The sequence below is a fragment of the Aeromonas sp. Y318-3 genome (genome assembly GCF_027706185.1).
Classification (GTDB): Bacteria; Pseudomonadota; Gammaproteobacteria; order Enterobacterales; family Aeromonadaceae; genus Aeromonas; species Aeromonas veronii.
On sequence record NZ_JAPDCN010000003.1, the window covers coordinates 299,851 to 322,475 of the forward strand.

Annotated in this window: 26 protein-coding genes, 1 tRNA gene and 1 riboswitch; of the genes, 22 read left to right on the top strand and 5 right to left on the bottom strand. The window is 57.1% G+C overall.

Going from position 1 to position 22,625, the window contains the following annotated elements; genetic code table 11:
• Window positions 1-24: 24 nt before the first annotated feature.
• The 3 genes from nfsA (at window position 25) to OKB77_RS05950 (ending at window position 2,254) form a co-directional block, all read left to right on the top strand.
• On the top strand, window positions 25-750 hold the full coding sequence (gene nfsA / locus OKB77_RS05940; protein WP_270817123.1) for an oxygen-insensitive NADPH nitroreductase: 726 nt from the start codon (window positions 25-27) through the stop codon (window positions 748-750).
• Between the two features lie 191 nt (window positions 751-941).
• Window positions 942-1,706 (top strand): hypothetical protein, encoded by a 765-nt coding sequence (locus tag OKB77_RS05945; RefSeq protein ID WP_005337161.1) that lies wholly within the window; start codon window positions 942-944, stop codon window positions 1,704-1,706.
• Window positions 1,700-2,254: a VOC family protein gene (locus tag OKB77_RS05950; protein ID WP_247822964.1), complete on the top strand. Its 555-nt coding sequence runs from the start codon at window positions 1,700-1,702 to the stop codon at window positions 2,252-2,254. Before OKB77_RS05945 ends, OKB77_RS05950 begins: the two co-directional genes overlap by 7 nt.
• A gap of 144 nt (window positions 2,255-2,398) precedes the next feature.
• On the opposite strand, the gene OKB77_RS05955 is transcribed toward OKB77_RS05950, so the two are convergent.
• Window positions 2,399-3,622: an MFS transporter gene (locus tag OKB77_RS05955; protein ID WP_247822963.1), complete on the bottom strand. Its 1,224-nt coding sequence runs from the start codon at window positions 3,620-3,622 to the stop codon at window positions 2,399-2,401.
• 95 nt (window positions 3,623-3,717) lie between these two features.
• Here OKB77_RS05955 and OKB77_RS05960 point away from each other — a divergent pair, with 95 nt between their 5' ends.
• Together OKB77_RS05960 and OKB77_RS05965 are read left to right on the top strand one after the other, a co-directional pair.
• The gene (locus tag OKB77_RS05960; RefSeq protein WP_005351154.1) at window positions 3,718-4,593 is read left to right on the top strand and encodes a LysR family transcriptional regulator; all 876 of its coding nucleotides are present in this window, start codon (window positions 3,718-3,720) and stop codon (window positions 4,591-4,593) included.
• A 63-nt stretch (window positions 4,594-4,656) separates the two neighbouring features.
• Window positions 4,657-5,613 (top strand): LysR substrate-binding domain-containing protein, encoded by a 957-nt coding sequence (locus OKB77_RS05965; protein WP_247822962.1) that lies wholly within the window; start codon window positions 4,657-4,659, stop codon window positions 5,611-5,613.
• 81 nt (window positions 5,614-5,694) lie between these two features.
• Here OKB77_RS05965 and ribA read toward each other — a convergent pair whose 3' ends face one another.
• The gene (ribA, locus tag OKB77_RS05970; RefSeq protein WP_005337152.1) at window positions 5,695-6,288 is read right to left on the bottom strand and encodes a GTP cyclohydrolase II; all 594 of its coding nucleotides are present in this window, start codon (window positions 6,286-6,288) and stop codon (window positions 5,695-5,697) included.
• A 248-nt stretch (window positions 6,289-6,536) separates the two neighbouring features.
• Here ribA and cmk point away from each other — a divergent pair, with 248 nt between their 5' ends.
• The 6 genes from cmk to pyrF all read left to right on the top strand — a co-directional run bounded on the left by cmk (window position 6,537) and on the right by pyrF (window position 11,710).
• Window positions 6,537-7,229: a (d)CMP kinase gene (gene cmk, locus OKB77_RS05975; protein WP_019444698.1), complete on the top strand. Its 693-nt coding sequence runs from the start codon at window positions 6,537-6,539 to the stop codon at window positions 7,227-7,229.
• Between the two features lie 94 nt (window positions 7,230-7,323).
• Entirely contained in the window at window positions 7,324-8,994 is a 1,671-nt protein-coding gene (rpsA, locus tag OKB77_RS05980; protein WP_005337148.1) for a 30S ribosomal protein S1, read from the top strand.
• 92 nt (window positions 8,995-9,086) lie between these two features.
• Window positions 9,087-9,371, top strand: coding sequence for an integration host factor subunit beta (gene ihfB / locus OKB77_RS05985; protein ID WP_005299934.1), 285 nt, complete (start codon window positions 9,087-9,089; stop codon window positions 9,369-9,371).
• Between the two features lie 158 nt (window positions 9,372-9,529).
• Complete coding sequence (locus tag OKB77_RS05990; RefSeq protein ID WP_005337143.1) at window positions 9,530-9,814, top strand: LapA family protein; 285 nt, start codon at window positions 9,530-9,532, stop codon at window positions 9,812-9,814.
• A gap of 9 nt (window positions 9,815-9,823) precedes the next feature.
• Window positions 9,824-10,990, top strand: coding sequence for a lipopolysaccharide assembly protein LapB (lapB, locus tag OKB77_RS05995; protein WP_005351163.1), 1,167 nt, complete (start codon window positions 9,824-9,826; stop codon window positions 10,988-10,990).
• A gap of 18 nt (window positions 10,991-11,008) precedes the next feature.
• Window positions 11,009-11,710, top strand: coding sequence for an orotidine-5'-phosphate decarboxylase (pyrF, locus tag OKB77_RS06000; RefSeq protein ID WP_021231398.1), 702 nt, complete (start codon window positions 11,009-11,011; stop codon window positions 11,708-11,710).
• On the opposite strand, the gene rrtA is transcribed toward pyrF, so the two are convergent.
• Window positions 11,685-12,278 (bottom strand): rhombosortase, encoded by a 594-nt coding sequence (gene rrtA, locus OKB77_RS06005; protein WP_164537041.1) that lies wholly within the window; start codon window positions 12,276-12,278, stop codon window positions 11,685-11,687. The two genes, pyrF and rrtA, sit on opposite strands and share 26 nt — an antisense overlap.
• On the opposite strand from rrtA, the gene OKB77_RS06010 reads away from it, so the two are divergent.
• From OKB77_RS06010 to OKB77_RS06030, 5 genes are all read left to right on the top strand, one after another.
• A complete protein-coding gene (locus tag OKB77_RS06010; protein ID WP_270817125.1) occupies window positions 12,277-12,900 on the top strand; it encodes a tRNA-uridine aminocarboxypropyltransferase in 624 nt (207 codons plus the stop codon). The two genes, rrtA and OKB77_RS06010, sit on opposite strands and share 2 nt — an antisense overlap.
• 20 nt (window positions 12,901-12,920) lie before the next feature.
• Entirely contained in the window at window positions 12,921-13,628 is a 708-nt protein-coding gene (gene queC / locus OKB77_RS06015) for a 7-cyano-7-deazaguanine synthase QueC (protein ID WP_270817126.1), read from the top strand.
• Window positions 13,629-13,689: 61 nt separating this feature from the next.
• Window positions 13,690-14,361 (top strand): 7-carboxy-7-deazaguanine synthase QueE, encoded by a 672-nt coding sequence (queE, locus tag OKB77_RS06020; RefSeq protein ID WP_270817127.1) that lies wholly within the window; start codon window positions 13,690-13,692, stop codon window positions 14,359-14,361.
• A 1-nt stretch (window position 14,362) separates the two neighbouring features.
• Window positions 14,363-14,593, top strand: coding sequence for a DUF3820 family protein (locus tag OKB77_RS06025; RefSeq protein ID WP_005337126.1), 231 nt, complete (start codon window positions 14,363-14,365; stop codon window positions 14,591-14,593).
• Window positions 14,590-15,165 carry a cob(I)yrinic acid a,c-diamide adenosyltransferase gene (locus OKB77_RS06030; protein WP_139405266.1) on the top strand — a complete coding sequence of 192 codons (576 nt, stop codon included), beginning with the start codon at window positions 14,590-14,592 and terminating at the stop codon, window positions 15,163-15,165. Before OKB77_RS06025 ends, OKB77_RS06030 begins: the two co-directional genes overlap by 4 nt.
• A 69-nt stretch (window positions 15,166-15,234) precedes the next feature.
• On the opposite strand, the gene OKB77_RS06035 is transcribed toward OKB77_RS06030, so the two are convergent.
• Window positions 15,235-15,639 carry an H-NS family histone-like protein gene (locus tag OKB77_RS06035; protein ID WP_047438330.1) on the bottom strand — a complete coding sequence of 135 codons (405 nt, stop codon included), beginning with the start codon at window positions 15,637-15,639 and terminating at the stop codon, window positions 15,235-15,237.
• A 259-nt stretch (window positions 15,640-15,898) separates the two neighbouring features.
• Between OKB77_RS06035 and OKB77_RS06040 the strand changes: the two genes are divergently transcribed.
• The 3 genes from OKB77_RS06040 to OKB77_RS06050 all read left to right on the top strand — a co-directional run bounded on the left by OKB77_RS06040 (window position 15,899) and on the right by OKB77_RS06050 (window position 19,548).
• Window positions 15,899-16,846, top strand: coding sequence for an IS30-like element ISAeca1 family transposase (locus OKB77_RS06040; RefSeq protein ID WP_012564931.1), 948 nt, complete (start codon window positions 15,899-15,901; stop codon window positions 16,844-16,846).
• 188 nt (window positions 16,847-17,034) lie between these two features.
• A riboswitch (Lysine riboswitch) is annotated at window positions 17,035-17,206 on the top strand.
• Between the two features lie 88 nt (window positions 17,207-17,294).
• On the top strand, window positions 17,295-18,875 hold the full coding sequence (locus OKB77_RS06045) for a Na+/H+ antiporter NhaC family protein (RefSeq protein ID WP_270817130.1): 1,581 nt from the start codon (window positions 17,295-17,297) through the stop codon (window positions 18,873-18,875).
• Between the two features lie 91 nt (window positions 18,876-18,966).
• A complete protein-coding gene (locus OKB77_RS06050; RefSeq protein ID WP_005337121.1) occupies window positions 18,967-19,548 on the top strand; it encodes a thymidine kinase in 582 nt (193 codons plus the stop codon).
• An 80-nt stretch (window positions 19,549-19,628) separates the two neighbouring features.
• On the opposite strand, the gene OKB77_RS06055 is transcribed toward OKB77_RS06050, so the two are convergent.
• Window positions 19,629-20,966, bottom strand: a complete 1,338-nt coding sequence (locus tag OKB77_RS06055; protein WP_270817131.1) for a flavohemoglobin expression-modulating QEGLA motif protein — start codon at window positions 20,964-20,966, stop codon at window positions 19,629-19,631.
• Between the two features lie 158 nt (window positions 20,967-21,124).
• On the opposite strand from OKB77_RS06055, the gene OKB77_RS06060 reads away from it, so the two are divergent.
• The 3 genes from OKB77_RS06060 (at window position 21,125) to recR (ending at window position 22,589) form a co-directional block, all read left to right on the top strand.
• Window positions 21,125-21,580, top strand: coding sequence for a YbjN domain-containing protein (locus tag OKB77_RS06060; protein WP_005346451.1), 456 nt, complete (start codon window positions 21,125-21,127; stop codon window positions 21,578-21,580).
• Window positions 21,581-21,714: 134 nt separating this feature from the next.
• Window positions 21,715-21,802: transfer RNA gene (locus OKB77_RS06065), tRNA-Ser, on the top strand.
• A 184-nt stretch (window positions 21,803-21,986) separates the two neighbouring features.
• A complete protein-coding gene (gene recR, locus OKB77_RS06070; protein ID WP_019444931.1) occupies window positions 21,987-22,589 on the top strand; it encodes a recombination mediator RecR in 603 nt (200 codons plus the stop codon).
• The last annotated feature ends 36 nt before the right edge of the window (window positions 22,590-22,625 follow it).

Below are 22,625 nucleotides of genomic sequence, written 5' to 3' on the forward strand. Positions count from 1 at the left end.
GTGTTACCTCATTTTGGAGGTGCCATGAATCAGACCATCGATCTTATCCTTTCCCATCGCTCCATTCGTCAGTTCACTGCCGAGCCGATTGCCCCGCAGCAGCTGGATGCCATCCTCGCCGCCGCCCAGTCCGCCTCGACCTCGAGCTTTTTGCAGGTGACCAGTATTGTGCGAGTCTGCGAGCCCGAGGCGCGTCAGCAGTTGGCCATGCTGTCGGGCAATCAACCCTATGTGGTGCAGGCGGCCGAGTTTCTGGTGTTCTGCGCCGATTACCACCGCCACACCCAGATCGTGCCCGAGGCCCAGACCGGCTATGCGGAGCAGTTGCTGATCGGAGCCATCGACGGCGCCCTGATGGCGCAAAACGCCTTGCTGGCGGCGCAGCCGCTGGGGCTGGGCGGGGTCTATATCGGCGGCATTCGCAACCATCCGGCCGAGGTGAGCGAACTGCTCGGCTTGCCCCATCAGGTGATCCCGCTGTTTGGCCTCTGCCTTGGTCATCCTGCCCAGCAGCCGGAGCAGAAACCCCGTCTGCCCAGGGGATTGGTGGTGCATCAGGAGCGCTACCAGCACGAGCTGGATCGCGACCTGCTGGCCCGGTACGATCAGCAGATCGCGGACTACTATCAGGCCCGTAGCAGCAACAACAAGCAGCAGACCTGGAGCGGCCAGATCCGCGCCATTCTGGGCAAGGAGTCCCGCCCTTTCATGCTGGGATTCCTGCAATCGCGGGGCTTTAACCTCAAGTAATGGCACTGATGGGCGATACTATGGGGAGGTGACCGTCATGGTCATCATCCCCTGATCCTGCAATCTCTCCCTGAGACCGGGGGCACAGCTTGGTGACAAATCGTGGGCAAGGGGGGATCTGCAGGCTACCTTAAGTGGGTAAGCTGTTGTAGGATCACGCAATTGGATAGGAACAGGGGTTTGGACATCCTATGATTTTAACTTTGGTATTGCTGTCTATTGGCGCACTCCTGTTTTTGGTTATCGCCTATAACGTGGTGCAGCAATATAAGCAGAAGGCAGAGGCGGACAAGCGTCACGCCGTTGCCAGACACAAGACGGTGGCCGACGAGACCGAAGAGGTGTTGCTGAACGTCAATCTGGTGCCTTTCTCCAAGAACATGGTGTTGCTGTTGCAGCACCGGATCCTCGATGCCTATCGCGCCATCGCCCAGGTGATGCCGAACAATCAAATCAAGCAGCGCATCGTTGATGTGCAGACCCAGATCAAGAATGTGCAGGAGAACTACAGCGTGCAGGATGAGGGGCAGTTCAAGACCCCGGAGTCCGATCGTCAGGCGATCCAGATGCTGCAGCTGGTCAAGAAGATGCGGGCCGTGCTGCGGGTCGAGCACAACAAGGGCAAGATTGATCCTCAGGGGTTTGCCCAGGAAGAGCGCCGCCTCGAGCTGATGCAGCTCAAGATCAACATCTCCAATCTGGTCAAGCGGGCGATGGATGCCCGCATTCAGGGCCAATATGGTACATGCCGCCAGCTCTATACCAAGGGTCTGTCGGCCATGGCGAGCGTGGGCGACAAGGATCCCTATCTGCTGGCCCGTGAAGAAGATATGCGTCAGGGGCTCAAGGAGCTTGAAGAGCTGCAGCAGCAAAATAGCGCGCAGGATCTGCAAAACATCAAGGACAAGGAAGCCGACGAGCTCGATGTCCTGTTTCAACCCAAGAAGAAATGGTAAGCATGTCCCATCCACTCGATTCCACACTGGGGCCAATGGCCCCATTTGTTTCTCAGCTGTTGGCCGAACTGGCCGCCACTGGCGTCACAATTTCACAGCCAACGGTCGATCACCTCTGTTATCGGGCGGCTACCCTGCAGGAGTACCGCGCGCTATGTGCTGTGCTGGCTGAGGCGGGCTCCTTGCTGGTGGAGGGTATGATTGGGGGACGTCCCATCGCCACTTATCAGTTGCATCAGCCTCTGTTGGCTGGTGAGGTACAGGTACCCTGTATCGAGCTGGCTGCACCGAAACCGGGTCGCGTCCATCAGGAGGGGCTGGAACATATCGAGCTGGTGGTTAATTCACTGCAAGATCTGGTAGCGCGCTATCCCGAGCTGCCATTCAAAACCGGCAACATGCAGGATACCCGCAACCCCGATATTGGCCTGATGTTGCCCTCCGGCCAGATCAAGTTTCACCTGCGCCCGCTGGCTGAGGTGATCGCCGAAGAGGTAGCGACCGACGCTGTGGTCGCGGTGCCTGCGGATTATTCCGATCAGGAGTGATCCTGCTCTAAATGCGGTGCGAGCCTGACAGGCTCTTGAATAACGCAGCAAAAGGGGTCACGGTGTGACCCCTTTTGTTATCTGGCGGTGCTTGGTTGCGAGAGCGCTATCTGCTCGTGGGTGACCCTGTTTGCGCATCGCCCGTTACCCGTGTCGGTGGGGCTGCTGGGCAGACAGTGGCGATTCTGTTCGTTGCTTGAAGCGACCGAGCCAGAGGCTCAAGCCCGTCGTCAGGATGAGGACCAGTTCAATTCCCATGACCAGACCGCCCAGCTCGCCTTGCTCCCAGAAGGGGTGCAGATAAAGTCCCCCCAGACTCGCCCCCAGATAGTAGGCCACCAGATAGAGGGAGGAGGCGAGGGCCCGGTTGTGTTCGACATGATGACCCACCCAGGCACTGGCACAGGCATGTGCCAGGAAAAAACCGAAGCTGGAGACCAGCAAGCCGCTCAGGATCCCGAGCAGACTGCCCTGCAGCAGCCACAGACTGCCGATAGCCATCAGCGCGATCCCGACCAGCAGCATGCATTGTGCCCCCCAGCGGTTGGCAAAGCGGCCGCTCAAGGAGGAGGCTACAGTCCCCGAGAGATAGGTGAGAAACAGCATGCCGAGCCATTGGGTGGGCAGGGAGAAGGGGGGCTTGGCCAGCAAGAAGGTGAGGTAGCTGAACTGGTTCAGAAACACCATAAAGTTGAGGCCGCCAATCAGATAGGCCCCTACCAGCAAGGGATTGGTCAGGTGTTGTTGCAAGGCGCGAGCAAATTGGCCGCGAACGGGGGCGCTCGCCACAAAGCGGGTCTGATGGGGCAGCAGCCAGAAGACCAGCGGCAGCAGTAATAGGCTGATCACACCAATCCCCAGAAAGGTATGCTGCCAGTCGCCAAACCAGCCTGCCAATAGGCCGCCGACCACCCGACCGGCAATGCCACCGAGGGAGTTGGCGGCAATATAGACCCCCACCGCCGAGAGGAGCGCCCGTTTGCTGAACTCTTCCCCCATATAGGCAATCGCGGTCGCGGGCAGTCCTGCCAGCAGCGCGCCCTGCAGGATGCGCAGCAACAGCAGGGAGCCAAACTGCTCAACCAGCGGGATCAACAGTGAGAGCAGGATCGCCAGGGTGAGGGTACCCAGCATGACCTGCCGACGGCCATGGCGATCCGCCAGTCTGGCGCAGATCAGCAGGGAGGCGGCGAGGCCTGCTGTGCATCCTGCCAGGGTCCAGCTGGCCGAGAGGGAGTTGACCGAGAAGACCTCGGCGATCAGGGGTAACAGGGGATGGGTCTGGTAGAGGTTCAGAAACACCAGAAAGGAGCCCAGGCTGAGGGCCAGGGTTGCACGTATCCACTCGCGACTTCCAACTTCAATCATTGCGTATTGTCCTGACTACTTTTGGTCAGGGTAGAGTCCTTACGGTTATAAATATAATATATTTAAGTTATCCATCTCATAAGATGAATTGATACATGGATCTGAAACAGCTCACCTATCTGCTGGCGGTCAGGGATGCCGGCTCATTTACCAAGGCAGCCAACAGTTTGCATGTGGCACAACCGGCCATCAGCATGGCCATCGCCAAGCTGGAGCAGCAGCTCGAATTGCGGCTGTTTGATCGACAGGACCGGGCGGTACGGCTCACCCCGGAGGGAGAGGTGCTATGTCGCCATGCCGAGCGTCTGTTGCTGCAGATGCATCAGGCTGAGGCCGAGATGGCTGAGCTCAAGGGGCTGGAGCGGGGGGAAGTGCGGATCGGGATCCCCTACATGATGGGCTCCTACTATTTCCCCCCTCGTCTGATGGCCTTCAAGCACCGCTACCCCGGCCTCAAGATCCGGGTCGAAGAGGCCGGCACCCGTGAGCTGCTCAGCCGGATGGTGGATGGCTCCCTCGATCTGGCCATCCTCATCACCAGTGATCTCCCACCCGCCATCGAGGGGGCACATCTGCTGAGCGAAGAGATGCTGATGGTGGTGGGGGACGATCACCCCTTGCGTGGCGCATCGGCCGTCACCCTCTCGCAGTTTTTCGCTCAGGAGCTGGCGCTGTTTCGCCGTGGTTTTTACCACCGGGAGCATATGGAGGCGCTGGCCCAGAGCCTGGGCGTTGAACCCGATATCGCCTTCGAGAGCAATCTTATCCCTCTGCTCAAGGCGGTGGTGCGGCAAGGTTTTGCGGTGACCACCTTCTTGCGGATGGTGCTGGAAGAGGAGCCGGATCTGAGTGGCGTGCCCTTTGACCCGCCCATCTATCTCGATCTCTGTGTGGCGTGGCGGCGTGGTGATCCGCTATCCATGGCCAACCGTGCCTTGCGTGATTTTCTACTCAAGGAGCGCCCGGCCTGATGGCGGCGGGCCATAGCTGAAAGTTTGTTACTATTAACGGTGGGTTCGCTTGAGGGCTACACCATGAAATTGCAGCAATTGCGCTATATCGTCGAGGTGGCGAACCACAGGCTGAATCTGTCGGCCACCGCCGAGAGCCTCTTTACCTCCCAGCCCGGGATCAGCAAACAGGTGCGGATGCTGGAGGATGAGCTGGGGATCCAGATCTTCGAGCGCAGCGGCAAACACTTGACCCAAATCACTCCCATCGGTCGGGATGTGATCAAAGTGGCCGCGGAGGTGCTGGACAAGGTCGCCACCATCAAGGTCATGGCCAGGCAGCATGTGCATCCGGAGCAGGGAACCCTCACCATTGCCGCTACTCATCTGCAAGCCCGTTATATTCTGCCCGCCATCCTCAAGGGTTTCATGGCCCGCTTTCCCAAAGTTGCCGTAACTGTGATGCAGGGGAGTGCGGCGCAGTGCCGCGAAGCCGTGCATGATGGCGCTGCCGATCTGCTGCTGGCGGATGAACCGGAGGAGGGGAGCGATCTGCTCATGCTCCCCTCTTTTCAGTGGCAACGGGGCTTGGTGCTGCCCAAGGATCATCCGTTGGCCAAAGCAACATCGCTGACCCCGGCCGAGCTGGTGGAGTTTGCATTGGTGACCGATGGAAGGGCGCTCTCTGCTGCACATGGCACTGATTGCGCTCATGCCGAGAGCCGGATCGCCTGCTGTGCGAGCGACAGCGATGTGCTCAAGACCTATGTCAGACAAGGAATGGGCATCGGGGTGATGGCAACTTTTGCTTGGGAGCCCCAGCGCGATGGCGATCTGGTGCTCAAAACGGCGCCCTGGCTACCAGGCGGTGTGGCCACTATCGGGTTGCGCAGAGGGACATTTTTATGCGGCTATCTCTACGATCTGATTGAACGTCTCGCGCCGCAATTGACCCGCGAGCGGGTCGACCAATACTGTGCTGCCCGCACTGGCGAAGAGCTTGAAGCACTGCTGGCCAATTTGACCGTGCCACTTAGATAGCTTGGGTTGATGTGTGGTCGTCCCAAGAAAAACGCCTCCCAATGGGAGGCGTTTGACTATCTGATATTCGTCAATGCAGGCTCACTTCTTCAGCATATGATCCAGCTTGTTGGCCTTGGTCGACAGATAGAACTCGTTGTGGGGATTGCGCCCTTCCTGCAATGGTACCCGTTCGGCCACCGGAATACCGAAGGATTCCATGGCTTTCATCTTGCGCGGGTTGTTGGTCATCAGTTTGAGAGACTTGACCTCAAGCTGCTTGAGCATATCGGCGCAGATGGTGTAATCGCGCATATCGGCGGCGAAACCAAGGGCCACGTTGGCTTCCACGGTATCGGCCCCCTGATCCTGCAGGTGATAGGCGCGGATCTTGTTGAGCAAGCCGATGCCACGGCCCTCTTGACGCACATACAGCAACACGCCACGACCGGCTTTGGCGATATTCTCCATGGCCGCCTGCAACTGGAAACCGCAGTCACAACGCAGGCTGAACAGGGCGTCGCCGGTCAGGCACTCTGAGTGGATCCGGCCCAGCACGGGCTCTTCACCGGTAATGTCGCCCATCACCAGTGCGGCGTGATCTTTGCCTGTGCCGGTTTCCTGAAAACCTACCAGCGTGAAGGTGCCCCAGGGGGTTGGCAATTTGGATTTGGCCACGAGGGTAACGCTGCTCATAGGTTGCTCCTTACTACTAACGGCTCAAAAAAGGGGGCCAGTTTAGCGCGCCTTGTCAGGAACGACCATAAGAACAAGTCCCTGCATTGCTTAATGAAATCTCCAAATGAGATACAAGCACAGCTGTCCGTCGGGGTTTTGGCCCTTTGTGCGGATTGATGACTGCCAGGCTCACCACATTCGGGTATAATCGGCGCCCATTAACCCACCCCTTCGGGATGGGAGCAACACAGTGCAGGAGAGAAGTTATGCCTCAGATGGCCCCCGTAATGACAATTGATGGCCCCAGTGGTGCAGGTAAAGGCACATTGTGTCAGCTGCTTGCTGAGAAGCTGGGTTGGCACTTGCTGGACTCGGGCGCCATCTATCGGGTGTTGTCCCTGGCCGCCCTGCATCACGATGTAGAGCTGGACAGTGAAGCCTCACTGGTGCCGTTGGCTGCCAATCTGGATGTGCAATTTCAGGTTGAGGGCGATCTGGTCAAGGTTATCCTGGAAGGGGAAGATGTCTCCCGCACCATCCGCACCGAAGAAGTGGGTAATGCTGCCAGTAAAATCGCCGCCTTCCCCCGGGTGCGCGAAGCATTGTTGCGCCGTCAGCGTGCTTTTCGTCAGGCCCCGGGTCTGATTGCCGATGGTCGTGATATGGGCACAGTTGTTTTCCCCGAGGCCGAGGTGAAGATTTTCCTCGACGCCAGTGCCGAAGAACGGGCCCAGCGTCGCTATAAGCAGTTGCAAGATAAGGGCTTTGATGTTAACTTTGAGCGTCTTTTAACCGAGATTCGGGAACGTGACGATCGCGACAGAAATCGCGCTACTGCACCCCTGAAACCGGCAGAAGATGCTCTGGTGGTAGACTCTACCGCCATGACCATAGATGAAGTGCTGGCAACAGTACTCGCCTATGCAGAGCAACAACTTGGTGATGCCAGCGCAAGCTGACATCCGGTCGTCTGCACCAAGGATGGCGCAGATTATTTAAAACAGCCCCGCTTGTGCCGGATTGCAAGTGGATGTTTCATTTGTGACATAAACAATGATCGAATCTTTTGCTCAACTCTTTGAAGAGTCCCTGAACGCCGTTGAAACCCGTCAAGGTTCCATCGTCAAGGGTACTGTCGTTGCTATCGAGAACGGTTTCGTACTGGTTGACGCCGGTCTGAAATCCGAGTCCGCTATCCCGGCTGAAGAATTCAAGAACGCCATGGGCGAGCTGGAAATCAACGTCGGCGACACCGTTGACGTGGCTCTGGACTCTATCGAAGATGGTTTCGGCGAAACCAAGCTGTCCCGCGAAAAAGCCAAGCGCCACGAAGCCTGGCTGCAGCTTGAGAAGGCTTACGAAGAGCAAGCTACCGTTATCGGTATCATCAACGGCAAGGTCAAGGGTGGTTTCACCGTTGAACTGAACGGCATCCGTGCCTTCCTGCCGGGTTCTCTGGTTGACGTGCGTCCGATCCGTGACACCGCTCACCTGGAAAACAAAGAACTCGAGTTCAAAGTCATCAAGCTGGACCAGAAGCGCAACAACGTTGTTGTTTCCCGTCGTGCCGTGATCGAGACCGAGAACACCTCCGAGCGCGAAAGCCTGCTGGCTAACCTGCAAGAAGGTCAAGAAGTTAAGGGTATCGTCAAGAACCTGACCGACTACGGTGCATTCGTAGATCTGGGCGGTGTTGACGGTCTGCTGCACATCACCGACATGGCGTGGAAGCGCGTTAAGCATCCTTCCGAAATCGTCAACGTTGGCGACGAGATCGCTGTCAAGGTTCTGAAGTTCGACCGCGAGCGTACCCGTGTATCCCTGGGTCTGAAGCAGCTGGGCGAAGATCCCTGGGTTGCTATCGCCAAGCGTTACCCGGAGACCACCCGTCTGTCTGGCCGCGTGACCAACCTGACCGACTACGGCTGCTTCGTTGAAATCGAAGAAGGCGTTGAAGGCCTGGTACACGTATCCGAGATGGATTGGACCAACAAGAACATCCACCCGTCCAAAGTTGTTAACGTTGGCGACGTGGTTGACGTGATGGTTCTGGACATCGACGAAGAGCGTCGTCGTATCTCCCTGGGTCTGAAGCAGTGCAAATCCAACCCGTGGCAGCTGTTTGCCGAAACTCACGCCAAAGGCGACCGTGTTTCCGGCAAGATCAAGTCCATCACTGACTTCGGTATCTTCATCGGTCTGGATGGTGGCATCGACGGCCTGGTTCACCTGTCTGACATCTCCTGGAACAACCAGGGCGAAGAAGCCGTGCGTGAATTCAAGAAAGGCGACGAGATCGAAGCCGTTGTTCTGCAAGTGGATCCGGAGCGTGAGCGCATCTCCCTGGGTGTCAAGCAGATCGAAGAAGACCCGTTCAACAAGTACCTGGCTGACAACAAGAAAGGTGCTATCGTGAAGGGTAAGGTTACCGAGGTTGATGCCAAAGGTGCCGTTATCGAACTGGCTGATGGCGTAGAAGGCTACCTGCGTGCCTCCGACGCTGCTCGTGACCGTGTAGAAGACGCCACTCTGGTGCTGTCTGTTGGTGACGAAGTTGAAGCTAAATTCATGGGCGTTGATCGTAAGAACCGCACCGTAAGCCTGTCTGTCCGTGCTAAGGACGAGGCTGATGAGCGTGTTGCTATCGATAACCTGAACCAGCAAGAAGAAGTTGTGTTCAGCAATGCTATGATGGAAGCGTTCAAAGCCGCCAAGGGTGAGTAATCCTTGATGCAAGAAAAGGGCGGCATTGCGCCGCCCTTTTTTATCCTGGCAAAATGAATATTGCATGTGATCGGGGAAGGAGATTTAACGTTATGACCAAATCAGATCTCATCGAACAACTGGCAGCCAGCCGCATGCATATGCCGGCCAAGGATGTCGAAGCCGCCATCAAGGAGATCCTTGAGCAGATGGCGTCGACCTTGCAAAACGGCGACCGGATTGAAATCCGCGGATTTGGCAGTTTTTCACTGCACTATCGTGCGCCCCGTGTGGGCCGCAACCCCAAGACTGGGGACAAGGTTGAACTGACCGGGAAATATGTCCCGCACTTCAAACCTGGCAAAGAGTTGCGCGAGCGCGTCAACATCATTGAATAATGCAGAAATAGGCATACCTCGGGTATGCCTTTTTTGTTTTTGGCACCGATTCCTGTGCCAATCGTCTTGTTTCTTAAACTCTTTTCCCATTCACTCTAGAGTCTGCCTGCGATTTTAAGGATAATCAGCCTCTCATTAGATACTGACAGGGAGCTCTTATGAAGCGTATTTTGGCCCTCATTCCGCTGGTGCTGGTGTTTGTTCTGACCCTGGCGCTGGGCTCACAAAATGGCCAGCTGGTTCAGTTCAATTACCTGATCGCTCAGGGTGAGTTTTCGCTTGCCATGCTGTTGGGCTTCTTCTTCGCTGGCGGTTTTTTGCTGGGCTGGCTGGTATTCGGCCTGCTGTTCCTGCGCCTGAAAATGCAAAACCGCACCCTCAACCGCACCATGCGTCGTCAATCCCGCGAGTTGGAGCTGGCCCGGTCACCGGGTAAGGAATAATGTTCCTCAATGCTTGAACTGCTTTTCCTGCTGTTGCCCATCGCCGCCGGTTATGGCTGGTACATGGGTCGCAGGAGTGTTCGCCAGGACACCCAAAAACAGAGTAACCAGTTTTCCCGCCAGTATGTGGCGGGCCTCAACTATTTGCTGTCCGATGAATCCGACAAGGCGGTGGATCTCTTTATCCAGCTGCTTGAGGTGGACAGTGAAACCATCGAAACACACCTCTCCCTCGGCAACCTGTTTCGCCAGCGTGGGGAGGTCGATCGTGCCATCAAGATCCACCAGAACCTGGTAACCCGCCAACTGACCCGGGAGCAGCGACAGCTTGCCCTGCAGGAGCTTGCGCGCGACTTTTTGGCTGCTGGTCTGCTGGACCGGGCGGAAGCGCTCTGGAATGAGCTGTGTGACGACAGCGATTTTGAAGAGACGGCGCTGGCACAGCTGTTGATCATCCATCAGCAGTTGCGGGATTGGGATAAGGCCATCGATGTGGCGGTGCGTCTGCAAAAATTCCAGGGCAAGAAGCTGGCCGACCCCATCTCCCATTTCTATTGCGAACAAGCCGAGATCGCGCTGCGTGAGGGCAATAAAGGGGAGGGGCTGGCCAAGCTCAAACGGGCGCTCAGTATCAATCCGGCATGTGCCCGGGCCAGTTTGCGCCTCGCTGAGCTTGCCATGGCGGAAGGGGAGTATGAGCAGGCCAGCAAGGAGCTGCTGCGGGTGTTCGAGCAGGATATCGACTTTGCCTCCGAGGCGATGCCCAAATTGCTCGAGTGCTATCAGCAGTTGGGGCGCACGCCTGCGTTGATCCCGCTGCTTGAGAAGGCAGTGGAAGATCACGCCGGTGTCAGCGTGACCCTGGCCCTTGCCAAGCTGGTTGAAGAGCGTGATGGCCTGAGCCAGGCCCGTTCACTGGTGCTGCGTCAGCTGCGTCGTCATCCCTCGATGAAAGGTTTTTACCAGTTGGTGGGTTTTCAACTGGCCAGTGCGGAGGAGGGGCCTGCCAAGGAGAGCCTCGAACTGCTGCAACAGCTGGTCGGCGAGCAGATAAAAATCAAGTCAACCCACAAGTGTCGGCAGTGCGGCTTTGCCACTCACTCGTTGTTCTGGCAGTGCCCGTCTTGTCGCCAGTGGGGTTCCATCAAGCCGATCCGCGGTCTGGACGGTGAATAACAAGCAATAGGATGTGAGATGCAAGATCCCAAAGTACTGGTAGCGCTGGATTATCAGCACGAGGCAGATGCCTTAGCGTTCGTTGAACGTATCTCTCCGGCCCAGTGCCGTCTCAAGGTAGGCAAGGAGATGTTTACCCTGTTTGGCCCGCAGTTTGTACGCCAGCTGGTGGCCAAGGGATTCGATGTCTTTCTGGATCTGAAGTTTCACGATATTCCCAATACTGTTGCCAAAGCGGTGGCAGCCAGTGCCGAGCTCGGTGTCTGGATGGTCAACGTGCATGCCAGTGGTGGTGAGCGGATGATGCGTGCCGCCAAAGAGGCGCTGCTGCCTTATGGCGACAAGGCCCCCCTGCTTATCGGCGTGACCGTGCTGACCAGCATGGAGCAGTCCGACATGATCCCCCTCGGGTTGGATGTGAGCCCGGCCGAGCAGGTGATCCGGCTGGCTACCTTGACCAAGGCATCCGGCTTGGATGGGGTTGTCTGCTCTGCCAACGAGGCCCATGAGTTGAAAGCCTTGTTGGGCGCCGATTTCAAGCTGGTGACCCCGGGTATTCGCCCGACCGGTTCAGCGGCTGGGGATCAGCGCCGGGTGATGACACCGAAAGCGGCGGTCGAGGCGGGGTCCGATTATCTGGTTATCGGTCGCCCCATTACGCAGGCTGCCGATCCGGCCGCCATGCTGGCCAGCATCAATGCCGAGCTGGTTGGTGCGTAACAGGCTCACTCAGTGATACACGGTGCAGGCCGAGCAACAGGCCTGCACCTGCCCCGATAAGATGAGAGCCGATGTGTACCTTGGCATTGATCAGGGTGGATATCGGGCTCTCTCCTGCGTTGTAGAAGTCCATCGCCAGCTTGAGCCCCATCCCTGCCAACAGTAGCCAGCCCGACGTGCGGCGTCCGTGGCGGATATCCTGCATTGCCCCCCAGACAAACAGACCATGCAGCGAGCCGGATAGTCCCATGTACCACTGGGTCTGCGGGCACCACCACCAGATCCCCAAGCCCACTGCCAGCCAGAGCAGCAACATCAGCAGCGGCAGGCGAGCCCCACCCAGATAGTCGCGAAACAGGCTATAGAGGATGGCGAGGCCGCCCAGATTGAGCAGCAGGTGCCACAGATTGGTATGAGCCAGATTGCCTGTTATGATCCGCCACCCTTCGCCCCCGGCGATCAAGGGCCGATCGAAGGAGAGCTGAAGATTGGGAACGGTAAAGAAGAGTAGCAAGCTGGTGAGAGAGAGCGTGATAACCCAGAGCAATCCAGATTTGTCTGACAACATGAAACAGTCCAACGACAAGAACAGTCGATACTGTACACGTTGCACCCGAGCCCTCAAAGCCTGCCTGTGCGATTATATTGTGCCGGTTGACAATCACACGCCCCTCTACATCTTGCAGCACTCCAACGAGGTGGCACATCCCAAGGGGACTGCGGCGCTGCTGGCGGCCTCTTTGCAACAGTGCGAGATCCATGTGGGGGAGGACTTTTCCCGCGATGAGTGGCTCAATGTGCTGCTGGCTGACCAATCCCGTCGTTATTATTTGCTCTGGCCGGATGAGGATGCCATTTCGCTGACCGATCTTCGCCAGCAGTGGGAGAGTGAATCCTCTGGCTCCGCATCAGTCGCCTTTATCTTGCTTGACGGCACCTGGCGCAAAGCCTATCGCATGTTGCAGAGCAACCCGGCACTGGCCCGCTTGCCCCGCATCGGTATTGGTGCCATTGCCGGTCAATATGCCATTCGCAAGAAACCCTTTCCCGATGCCCTCTCTACCATAGAGGCGGGCTATCACCTCTTGTCCCGGTGGGAGGGGAGGCCGGAGCACTATGCGCCCTTGCTGACCCTGTTTAACCGGTTGAATACCCAGTGGCAGGACTTTGCCGAAGGCCGCCGCGCGTGACATTTGAAGGAGTTATCAAGATGAAAAAAGCAGTCGTGGTTTTCAGTGGCGGTCAGGACAGCACCACCTGTCTGGTACAGGCATTGGCTCAGTATGATGAAGTGCACGCCATCACCTTTGACTATGGCCAGCGCCATCGGGAAGAGATCGACACCGCGCGCCGTCTAGGCTGTGCACTGGGGATTACCGCCCACAAGGTGATGGATGTGACGCTGCTCAATGAGCTGGCGGTCTCTGCCCTGACCCGTGACGACATTCCTGTCAGCAGCGAGCTGCAGGATAACGGGCTGCCCAACACCTTCGTGCCGGGCCGCAATATCCTGTTCCTGACCCTGGCCTCCATCTATGCCTATCAGGTAGGCGCCGAAGCGGTGATCACCGGTGTGTGCGAGACCGACTTCTCCGGCTATCCCGATTGCCGTAACGAGTTCGTCAAGGCCCTCAATCAGGCGGTGTCGCTGGGGCTGGATCGCGGTATCCGTTTTGAAACTCCCTTGATGTGGCTCGACAAGGCCGAAACCTGGGCACTGGCGGATCACTATGGTCACCTCGACACGGTGCGCCAGCAGACCCTGACCTGCTACAACGGCATTGCCGGTGACGGCTGCGGCACGTGTCCTGCGTGTGAACTGCGCAGTCGCGGCCTGAACAACTATCTGGCCGACAAGGCGGGCATCATGGCCAGACTGTTTGAGAAAACCGGGCTGGGTGAGAAAAGCGCAGAGTGAGCCTGCGTCTTGCCGTGGCTTGGGGTATAATCCGCGACTTTTGCAACAAGCCGTGATCGAGATGCACTACCCAATCAACGAGATTTTCCAGACCATCCAGGGGGAGGGTATCTTTACCGGCCTGCCCGCCATCTTTGTTCGCCTGCAGGGTTGCCCGGTGGGCTGCCCCTGGTGCGATACCCGTCATACCTGGGTTGTTGATCCGGCTCGTGAAGTGGGCAAGGCGGCGGTGCTGGATCGCTCCAATGAATCCGATTGCTGGAGCCAACTCAGCACCACGCAGATTATCAAGAGCTTTGGCGATCTGGGTTATCAGGCGCGCCATGTGGTGATCACCGGTGGCGAGCCCTGCCTCTACGATCTGCACGAACTCTCGTCAGCCCTGCTGGCGGCGGGTTATCAGGTGCAGATTGAAACTAGTGGCACCAGCGAGATCAAGACCCATGAGCAGACCTGGGTGACCGTCTCCCCCAAAATTGGCATGAAAGGGGGGCTGCCTGTGCTGGTCTCGGCGCTGGAGCGGGCCAACGAGATCAAGCATCCGGTGGCGACCGAGCACCATATTGAAGAGCTGGATATGCTGCTCGCTACCGCTACCCTGCGCCCTGATGTGGTCATTGCCTTGCAGCCGATCAGCCAGAAGCCAAGGGCCACCCAATTGGCGATGGATACCTGTATCGCGCGTAACTGGCGACTCTCAATCCAGACTCATAAATATCTGGATATTGATTAATATGGATTGGCTATCCGACGAGCAGGTACTGCTGACCCTGACCAACAAGATGCCTTACGGTAAATATCAGGGGCGGCGTATCATCGATATTCCAGAGCCCTATCTGGTGTGGATGGCGCGCAGCGGTTTTCCGGCGGGTAAATTGGGCCAGACGCTGGCGTTGGCTTACGAAATCAAGCTCAATGGACTCGAATCCATGATTATTCCCATTATTAACAGGATGTCGGTATGAGAATATATACGAGGCAGGGCGACAAGGGCATGACCCGGCTGGCCGATGGTATCCAGTTGCCAAAGGATCATTTGCGGGTCGAGACCTACGGTTATATCGATGAGCTCAACTCCCATATTGGCTTGCTGATTTGTGACGTCCCGCCGCAAGAGCTCTGCTTATTGGCTGATTTACAGCTGTTGCAACAGGAGTTGTTTGATCTGGGGGGGGAGTTGGCATTCTCCAGTGACGCCCAGAATGAATCGATTTGGCAGGTTAATGCCGCTTGGACCACTCGCCTTGAACAGCAGATAGATCGTTATAGTGAGCCATTGCCACCGCTGCGCCAATTTATATTGCCGGGTGGTTCCCGTGCCGCGGCGCAAGCGCATGTGGTGCGTACTCTGGTGCGTCATTGCGAGCGCTTGCTGCTGACATTGAGCCGGGAAGAGCGGGTCAATCCCGAGGTGCTGCCCTATCTGAACCGGATGAGTGACTGGTTCTTTACCGTTGCCCGCTATCTCATCTGCGTAGCAGGGGATCGTGAAGTGCTGTGGGTCAAGGCAGCAGATCGCCCGCAATCGGCTATCTGATATTTCACGTTTAAGCGGCAATAAAAAACCTCGCCTTGGCGAGGTTTTTTATTAGCAACGAGATTGAGATCAGATAGCAAAGTCTTCCAGTGATTTGCCTGCTGCCACTGCGCTGGCAATAGCCGAAGGCATACGGCCCTGGCCGGTCCAGGTTTTCTCTACGCCATTATCCTGATAGCGATATTTGGCAGGACGTGGCGCCCGCTTTGTTTTTTCGGTCTTGCCAGATGTTGTTGCAACGGCATTGACCAGCTCGGCCGGGTCAATACCGGCGGCTTTCAGCATTTCGCTATATTCGTTAATTTTCCGCAGATGCTCTTCACGGGCCTGACGCTCGGCAGCTTCATCCTGCTGACGCTCAGCAACGATCGCAGAGAGTTTTTCCAGTGCCTCTTCCAGTTGTTCCAGAGAAAGTTCGCGGCAGGTAGCACGCAGACTGCGGATATTAAGCAGTACCTTTAAAAATTCATTCATAGGAGTTACCACGTCGAGTCAGAGAAAAATATTATGTTCTAGCTGATTCTTGCTTGGCGATTTAAATAAGTCAAGCCGGGTTAAATATAATATCCGTGGGGAACATCAATACAGATATTTAATATGGCCTGCAATAGGCTTGGAGATTGGATGCCGTGAATTCAGATAATAAGTGCAATGCCCATGGTGCATAGGAGAGAGGCGGTCAACTACCAGTTAGGGTACGCTTCTTCTCGCCAAAGAAACAAAGCGATACACCATGAAATACCAGCAGTTGACCGAGGGGCTACGATACCAGATTGCCTGCCTCCGTGACCATGGCCTGTCACAGGCCCGCATTGCCAAACAGCTCGGGGTTCATCCATCGACTATCAGTCGTGAGCTTCGTCGTAATTGTGCTGGGCAGGCCTATCAGCCGCAGCAGGCTCACCAACTTGCCACGGCACGACGGCTGACGAGTCAGAAGCGTACTGTCCCGTCTGATACCATCGACTTTGTTTGCATGGCGCTGGTCGCGGACTGGAGTCCCGAGCAAATCAGTGGCGTTGGAGACATGATTAACTGCCCGGTTAGCCACGAGTGGATATACCGCTATGTGGCACGCGACAAGGCCAACGGTGGCACGCTATACCGGCATCTGCGTCAGGGTCACAAACGCTATCGCAAGGGTAAGAACAGCAAACGCAGTGTCATTCCCAATCCGGTATCGATTGATGAACGCCCTGCGATAGTCAATGAGCGGAGCCGTGTGGGAGATTGGGAAGTCGATACCGTGTTGGGTAAGCAAGGCAGCGGTGCAATAGTGAGTCTGTTGGAGCGTAAGAGCCGGCTCTACCTGGTTCAATACGTTCCCAGCAAAACAGCCAGCGCGGTGGCGGACACCATTATCAGCATGCTGAAACCCTACCAGGCACATGTCCATACCATCACAGCTGACAATGGTAGCGAGTTTGTCGAACATGAACGTGTTGCAGCAGAGCTGGAAGCGCAGGTGTACTTTGCGCATCCATACAGTGCATGGGAACGGGGACAGAATGAGAATAGCAATGGTCTGCTGCGGCAATATGTGCCCAAAGGCAGTGATTTGAGTGTGGTGACAGCAGAGGCACTGTCAGCCGTCGAAAAGCGGCTGAACTTCAGGCCGCGCAAATGCTTGGGATTTAAACAGCCACAGGTGGTTTTTGACGAACTTCTGAAAGCAGCCTGATTTTTAATCGGGAATTGCACTTCGAAGTTGAATTCGCGGCCAATGAAGCCGCAGTAGGTGAAAATAGCGTCAAAACAGGCGTTGTTGCATCATTTGACTACCATTTTTCGACCTTGATATGTTTATCGTGACTATTTAATCAAAAAACTTGCTATAAGCTGCCATCTCGATAAAATATGCAGCGAATACCTTTAAGTAGAGGCGCGCTGCCTATGAGTATTTGTGCGGAGGGTGATGCCTGTGATGCACAAGGAAAGGAGTCAGCGCCGAAGTGGCCAGGCCATCATACCGGGCTGCTGGTTCTGCATCTAATAGGTGCAGGACTGCCATAGTCATCCACTATGGAGCGCTACCTGAAGGGGCTGAGGAGTATGACCTCCCCATAGGTTTTGTTTCTTTAGATCCTCTCGGTAGATCTCCACCTGTAATCTTTAGGTGCAAAGAGATCATGGACATTAGTCATTTCGCCGACTCCGGTTGGTCCGTTCTTCCCCCCCTGTTGGCTGTCGCGCTGGCGATCATGACCCGCCGCGTGCTGCTGTCCCTTGGTGTGGGCATCGTCACCGGCAGTTTGCTGCTCAATCAGTTTTCACCCCTCGAATCCCTGCATTACATGTTGAATACCGTGCTCAAGATCTTCTGGGTCGATGGCGCGCTCAATAGTGACAATGTCAACATGATCCTGTTTATGCTGCTGCTGGGTGGCCTCATCAGCCTGATGAGCGTCTCCGGGGCGACCCGTGCCTTTGCCGAGTGGGCCGAGCGTCGTGCCAAGACCCGCAAGGGCGCCAAAGCCCTGACTGGCATGATGGTGTTTGCCTTCTTTATCGATGACTTCTTCCACAGCCTGTCGGTGGGGGCCATCTGCCGTCCGGTGACCGACCGCTTCCAGATCTCCCGTGCCAAATTGGCCTATCTGCTGGACTCCACCGCGGCGCCGGTCTGCGTGCTGATGCCCATCTCCTCCTGGGGGGCTTATATCATCGCCCTGGTTGGCGGCATCATGGCGGCCCACGGTCTGACCGAGCAGAGCCCCATCGCTGCGTTTGTCGAGATGATCCCGATGAACCTCTACGCCGTCTTCACCCTGATCATGGTGTTGGTGGTGATCGCCTGTCAGCTGGATATCGGCCCGATGCGTCAACACGAAGCGTGGGCGCTGGAAGGCAAGCTGTGGGATGAGTCCAAGGGCCGCCCCATCGGTCTGGATATGGAGAGCCCGGAAGAGAGCAACGGCGGCATGATCGACATGGTACTGCCGATCCTGACCCTGACCGCCGCCACCATCTATTTCATGATTGATTCCGGTGCTGCGGTGCTGAGCGAGAAAGGGCTGCCCTTCAGCGTGCTCGGCTCGTTCGAAAATACCAACGTCGGCTCTTCGCTGGTCTACGGTGCCCTGTGCAGTCTGGTGGTCTCCATCGGTCTGGCTATGCGCCTGAAGCTGGGTGCCAAGAACTGGATCAAGGCCGCGCCGCAAGGCGTCATGGCCATGCTGCCAGCCATCAACATCCTGCTGTTTGCCTGGACCATAGGTGCCGTGGTGCGCGACGTTGAGACCGGCAAGTACCTGGCTTCGCTGGCTAACGGCAACCTGCCGATCGAAGTGCTGCCTGCCGTGGTCTTTATCCTCTCCTGTGCCATGGCATTTGCCACCGGCACCAGCTGGGGTACCTTCGGCATCATGCTGCCGCTGGCCGGTGACATGGCCGCCGCCAGCGACATCAGCCTGATGCTGCCGATGCTGGCTGCGGTACTGGCTGGCTCGGTGTTCGGGGATCACAGCTCACCCATCTCCAGCACCAGCATCCTCTCTGCCACCGGTGCCGGTTGCCATCACATCGATCACGTGATGACCCAGCTGCCCTATGCACTGGCCATCGCCTTCGGCGCGGCCATCGGTTACCTGGCGATGGGCTTGATGCACTCCAGCCTGGCCGGTTTCAGTGTCAGTGCCCTCTGGTTTGTGCTCTTTACCAGCTATCACCTGAAAAAGGCCAAAGCGCGGCCAGCGCTGGCCACCGCGTAACATTTATAGAGCAAGGGGCCCGCGGGCCCCTTGGTTTTGTCAGGGGCTTTGGTTAGCATGCGCCCCATAAATTCAGTTTCGGAACAGTATCATGGCTTCACTGCACTACAAATTTGCCACCATGAATTCAGGCAAATCCACCCAGCTCATTCAGGCGCACTTCAACTATCTGGAGCGGGGCATGCATCCTCTGGCGATGACGCCAGCCATCGATGACCGTTTCGGGGTCGGGGTGATCAGTGCCCGGGTAGGTCTTGAACTGAAGGTGGACGTGTTCAGCGACAGCTGTGATCTGTTTGAAATGGTGAAAGAGCGTCATGCGAAGAAACATATCGATGTCTTTATCGTGGACGAGGCCCAGTTCCTGACCCGTGAGCAGGTCTACCAGCTGGCCCGCATCGTTGATGAGCAGGATATTCCGGTGATGGCCTATGGCCTCAAGACCGATTTTCGCGGCGAGCTGTTCCCGGGCTCATACCATCTGCTCTGTCTGGCCGACAAGTTTGAAGAGCTGAAGAGCATCTGCTGGTGCGGCAACAAGGCTCACATGAACTCCCGGGTCAACGAGGCGGGTCAGGTGATGCGTGATGGCGAGCAGGTGGAGATCGGTGGCAACGATCGCTATGTGTCACTGTGCCGCAAACACTATCTGGAAGGTCGGGCCTACAAGTAATTCGGCTGCGATATTTGAATCGTCGAGAAGGGCGTCCATCTGGCGCCCTTTTTATTTTCCCCAACTTGTATCGCTGTGGTTCAGTCTATCTCGATATCCACCGGCGCAATGATGGGGTCGGCCACCGGCAGGCGTTGAAATAGCTGGCGAAAATGGTGCTGTACCTGGCCGATATCCACCAGCGACATGCCGGAGGCAAAACCGAACCAGACATAGAGGCCGGTGAGATCGCGAAACATCGGCGGCAAATAGCGGGGGGCGGCAATCAGCCCCTCCAGATAGTGTTGATAGAGTACCGGAATATCATCAAGCGTCACCTTGCCGACAAACAGCATCGGCAGGATCTCGGGCACCCCTTCCAGCACGGCGCTGCGGATAAAATTGACCGTCTCCACATAGCCACGCACGTAGGAGAGATCCTTGGTAAAGCAGGCGCCGCCGCCCACCATGCCGCCCCGAAAGACCCGCTGGGTGATCTTGTAGGCGTCGTGCTCGCTGGTGCCTTGCTGTACGAAGTGCTGAAACACCTCGATAAAATCGGCGCCCCGCTCGGCCATGTCGATGGCCATCACCCGATCCGAGATGCGCTTGGCCCGATCCGGAAAGGAGCTGAAGGTGAGTGTCTCAATCAATACCGCCAGCCCCTCCTGGCACGCTGTGATCCGCGGTGAACCTGCGCTCAGCCAGGTGGCATAGGGCTGCTGGCGACCGTTGAGGGTGGTGCCGACATGAACCCAGCCCTCGTGCACCTCCAGCACCTGCAAGTCCAGTTCGGAGAAACGGGCGTGGGAGTTGAGCTTGATGTAGTCGCCACCGGCTGCGGCGTCGGAGACAATCCCATCGCTCAGCTTCACCTGCACCGTGCCGTCACTGAAGTAGCTCGACAGCTTGCCCTGCAGTTTGGCAACTGCCGCTTCTCCTTCGAACTCCTTGGGGTAGGGGCGCACCAGATGGCGCGCTCCGGGTAGGGAGAAGATATCGCACAGGCGGGAGCCCAGCTCCTTGAGGGTCTTGCGATCCCCGCGCAGGTGATCGCTGGCAGAGCCATAAAGCAGCTGGCTGTAACGCTGAAAATCGGGTTGGCCTCGCTGGCGCAGCATCTCGATCACCACCATGTACTGATCGACCGTCTCTTGCAGGATCCGGCCAAGATCGTCCTGTGGCCCCAATTTTCTGCGGATCCTGTCCCGCAGCTCCTTGAGTTCCAGATACTTGTTACGCGGCTCGAAGCCAAGGGGGAGGGCATCATAGAAGTGCCTGTCGATAGCGGGCTGCTCTCTGCCACTGCTTGCCAGAAAGCGCTCTTGCAGATGGCGTGGCCACTTGATGGCATCCAGAATCCGGATGGGTTTTTGCAGGGTGAGCAGCTCATCCGAGAGTGATTTCAGATGAAGGCGATACTTTTCTTGGATGGTCATGGGGCCCCCTGTGGGGCAAGCGTCATCGTGGATTTGGCTGAGTATATGCATAGCGCTTGCCAAAAAGAAGCGAGCCGCATGGTTATCGGGTTGGCGCGCTTTTTGTTGCTGGCAAATTGGTTTAGACTGCGCCCCTTGATCCCAATCTTGTCGTGGAAATGATGAATATCCCCAGCTCCGAAATGATAATGCGTTGGTTGCAACAGGCTCGTATCGAGCACTATGTCTGCGACCAGTGTCACGGTATCCACATTGTCTCTTTGCAGTCGGTCGATGGTATTCAGGAGAGCCGGATCTTCGTGGAAGAGGAAGGTCTGCTGTTCTCCTCCGAGCTGGAAGTTCGCCCCTCGGCCCTGTTACCACTGGTTGCCGAACTGGGACGACTCAATATGCAGTACCCCTCCCTCAAGGTGTTCCTCGATATCATCGATGACAACCTGCCGCGGCTGGTGGTCGGCCATACCGTCTTTACCAAGGCCGGACTCAGCGTCGAGCAGTTCCTGCTGTTCGTGCAAAGCACCATCGCTGCCACCCACGAACTGGTTGCCGAATGCGAACGTTCCGGCTTCCTCAACCTGCCAGAAATCCAGGTTGCGCCGGAATCTGTGCATTAAGTGTTCGAACGGTTCGCCAGGTGAAAAAAGCCGTTGACGCGGGCGGGGCTTTCCCCTAAATTACGCCCCGTTCCAGCGCAACGGCGCAGAGAACACCGTGTTGGCTGAACACGTTAAACCACAGACCAAAATTTGGTGAGGTGTCCGAGTGGCTGAAGGAGCACGCCTGGAAAGTGTGTATACGGCAACGTATCGAGGGTTCGAATCCCTCCCTCACCGCCAAATTGCAAAGCCCCGATGGAAACATCGGGGCTTTTTGCTATCCGGTTTTTTGCGGGCGCTGTGGGCAAGCCGATGGCGATGGGCGGCGGGCTCGGGTATAGTCCTGCGCCAATAGCGTTATCCTGTTTTGCTGACCCGTCGTGGCCCTGGTGGTGGCGAGGGGCAGGCCTGTGTAAGGAGTGTTATGAAGTTCAGTCCCCTGCTCGATGAGATGATGAAAGCCCTGCAGGTATTGCCGGGGGTGGGGCCCAAGTCTGCCCAGCGGATGGCCTTTACCCTGCTCGAGCGTGAGCGCAGCGGCGGCTTGCGGTTGGCCCAGCTGCTCTCTCGCGCCCTGACCGAGATTGGCCACTGCAGCCACTGCCGCACCTTTACCGAGAACGATCGCTGCGATATTTGCGCCAATCCCAAGCGGGAAGAGAACGGTCTGCTCTGCGTGGTGGAGAGTCCGGCCGACGTGGCCGCCATCGAGCAGACCGGCCAGTTTTCCGGCCGCTACTTCGTGCTGATGGGTCATCTTTCCCCGCTCGATGGTATCGGCCCGGAGGAGCTGGGGCTCGATATTCTCGAGCGCCGTCTGAAGGAAGAGCACATCAGCGAGCTGATCCTCGCCACCAATCCCACCATTGAAGGGGATGCCACCGCCTGGTATATCGCCGATATGGCCCGTGCCGCCGGGGTGGAGGTGAGCCGCATCGCCCATGGCGTACCGGTGGGGGGCGAGCTGGAGCTGGTGGATGGCACCACGCTCTCCCACTCCCTGATGGGGCGCCAGCGTCTCAAATAAGGGGCTGGATAGGGCTGTATCATTGCGGCCTGATCA

What these genes read in the sequence shown, in the direction of transcription:
- nfsA (WP_270817123.1), top strand. Translation starts at nt 25, where the DNA reads ATGAATCAGACCATCGATCTTATCCTTTCCCATCGCTCCATTCGTCAG.
- OKB77_RS05945 (WP_005337161.1), top strand. Translation starts at nt 942, where the DNA reads ATGATTTTAACTTTGGTATTGCTGTCTATTGGCGCACTCCTGTTTTTG.
- OKB77_RS05950 (WP_247822964.1), top strand. Translation starts at nt 1,700, where the DNA reads ATGGTAAGCATGTCCCATCCACTCGATTCCACACTGGGGCCAATGGCC.
- OKB77_RS05955 (WP_247822963.1), bottom strand. Translation starts at nt 3,622, where the DNA reads ATGATTGAAGTTGGAAGTCGCGAGTGGATACGTGCAACCCTGGCCCTC.
- OKB77_RS05960 (WP_005351154.1), top strand. Translation starts at nt 3,718, where the DNA reads ATGGATCTGAAACAGCTCACCTATCTGCTGGCGGTCAGGGATGCCGGC.
- OKB77_RS05965 (WP_247822962.1), top strand. Translation starts at nt 4,657, where the DNA reads ATGAAATTGCAGCAATTGCGCTATATCGTCGAGGTGGCGAACCACAGG.
- ribA (WP_005337152.1), bottom strand. Translation starts at nt 6,288, where the DNA reads ATGAGCAGCGTTACCCTCGTGGCCAAATCCAAATTGCCAACCCCCTGG.
- cmk (WP_019444698.1), top strand. Translation starts at nt 6,537, where the DNA reads ATGCCTCAGATGGCCCCCGTAATGACAATTGATGGCCCCAGTGGTGCA.
- rpsA (WP_005337148.1), top strand. Translation starts at nt 7,324, where the DNA reads ATGATCGAATCTTTTGCTCAACTCTTTGAAGAGTCCCTGAACGCCGTT.
- ihfB (WP_005299934.1), top strand. Translation starts at nt 9,087, where the DNA reads ATGACCAAATCAGATCTCATCGAACAACTGGCAGCCAGCCGCATGCAT.
- OKB77_RS05990 (WP_005337143.1), top strand. Translation starts at nt 9,530, where the DNA reads ATGAAGCGTATTTTGGCCCTCATTCCGCTGGTGCTGGTGTTTGTTCTG.
- lapB (WP_005351163.1), top strand. Translation starts at nt 9,824, where the DNA reads ATGCTTGAACTGCTTTTCCTGCTGTTGCCCATCGCCGCCGGTTATGGC.
- pyrF (WP_021231398.1), top strand. Translation starts at nt 11,009, where the DNA reads ATGCAAGATCCCAAAGTACTGGTAGCGCTGGATTATCAGCACGAGGCA.
- OKB77_RS06010 (WP_270817125.1), top strand. Translation starts at nt 12,277, where the DNA reads ATGAAACAGTCCAACGACAAGAACAGTCGATACTGTACACGTTGCACC.
- rrtA (WP_164537041.1), bottom strand. Translation starts at nt 12,278, where the DNA reads ATGTTGTCAGACAAATCTGGATTGCTCTGGGTTATCACGCTCTCTCTC.
- queC (WP_270817126.1), top strand. Translation starts at nt 12,921, where the DNA reads ATGAAAAAAGCAGTCGTGGTTTTCAGTGGCGGTCAGGACAGCACCACC.
- queE (WP_270817127.1), top strand. Translation starts at nt 13,690, where the DNA reads ATGCACTACCCAATCAACGAGATTTTCCAGACCATCCAGGGGGAGGGT.
- OKB77_RS06025 (WP_005337126.1), top strand. Translation starts at nt 14,363, where the DNA reads ATGGATTGGCTATCCGACGAGCAGGTACTGCTGACCCTGACCAACAAG.
- OKB77_RS06030 (WP_139405266.1), top strand. Translation starts at nt 14,590, where the DNA reads ATGAGAATATATACGAGGCAGGGCGACAAGGGCATGACCCGGCTGGCC.
- OKB77_RS06035 (WP_047438330.1), bottom strand. Translation starts at nt 15,639, where the DNA reads ATGAATGAATTTTTAAAGGTACTGCTTAATATCCGCAGTCTGCGTGCT.
- OKB77_RS06040 (WP_012564931.1), top strand. Translation starts at nt 15,899, where the DNA reads ATGAAATACCAGCAGTTGACCGAGGGGCTACGATACCAGATTGCCTGC.
- OKB77_RS06045 (WP_270817130.1), top strand. Translation starts at nt 17,295, where the DNA reads ATGGACATTAGTCATTTCGCCGACTCCGGTTGGTCCGTTCTTCCCCCC.
- OKB77_RS06050 (WP_005337121.1), top strand. Translation starts at nt 18,967, where the DNA reads ATGGCTTCACTGCACTACAAATTTGCCACCATGAATTCAGGCAAATCC.
- OKB77_RS06055 (WP_270817131.1), bottom strand. Translation starts at nt 20,966, where the DNA reads ATGACCATCCAAGAAAAGTATCGCCTTCATCTGAAATCACTCTCGGAT.
- OKB77_RS06060 (WP_005346451.1), top strand. Translation starts at nt 21,125, where the DNA reads ATGATGAATATCCCCAGCTCCGAAATGATAATGCGTTGGTTGCAACAG.
- recR (WP_019444931.1), top strand. Translation starts at nt 21,987, where the DNA reads ATGAAGTTCAGTCCCCTGCTCGATGAGATGATGAAAGCCCTGCAGGTA.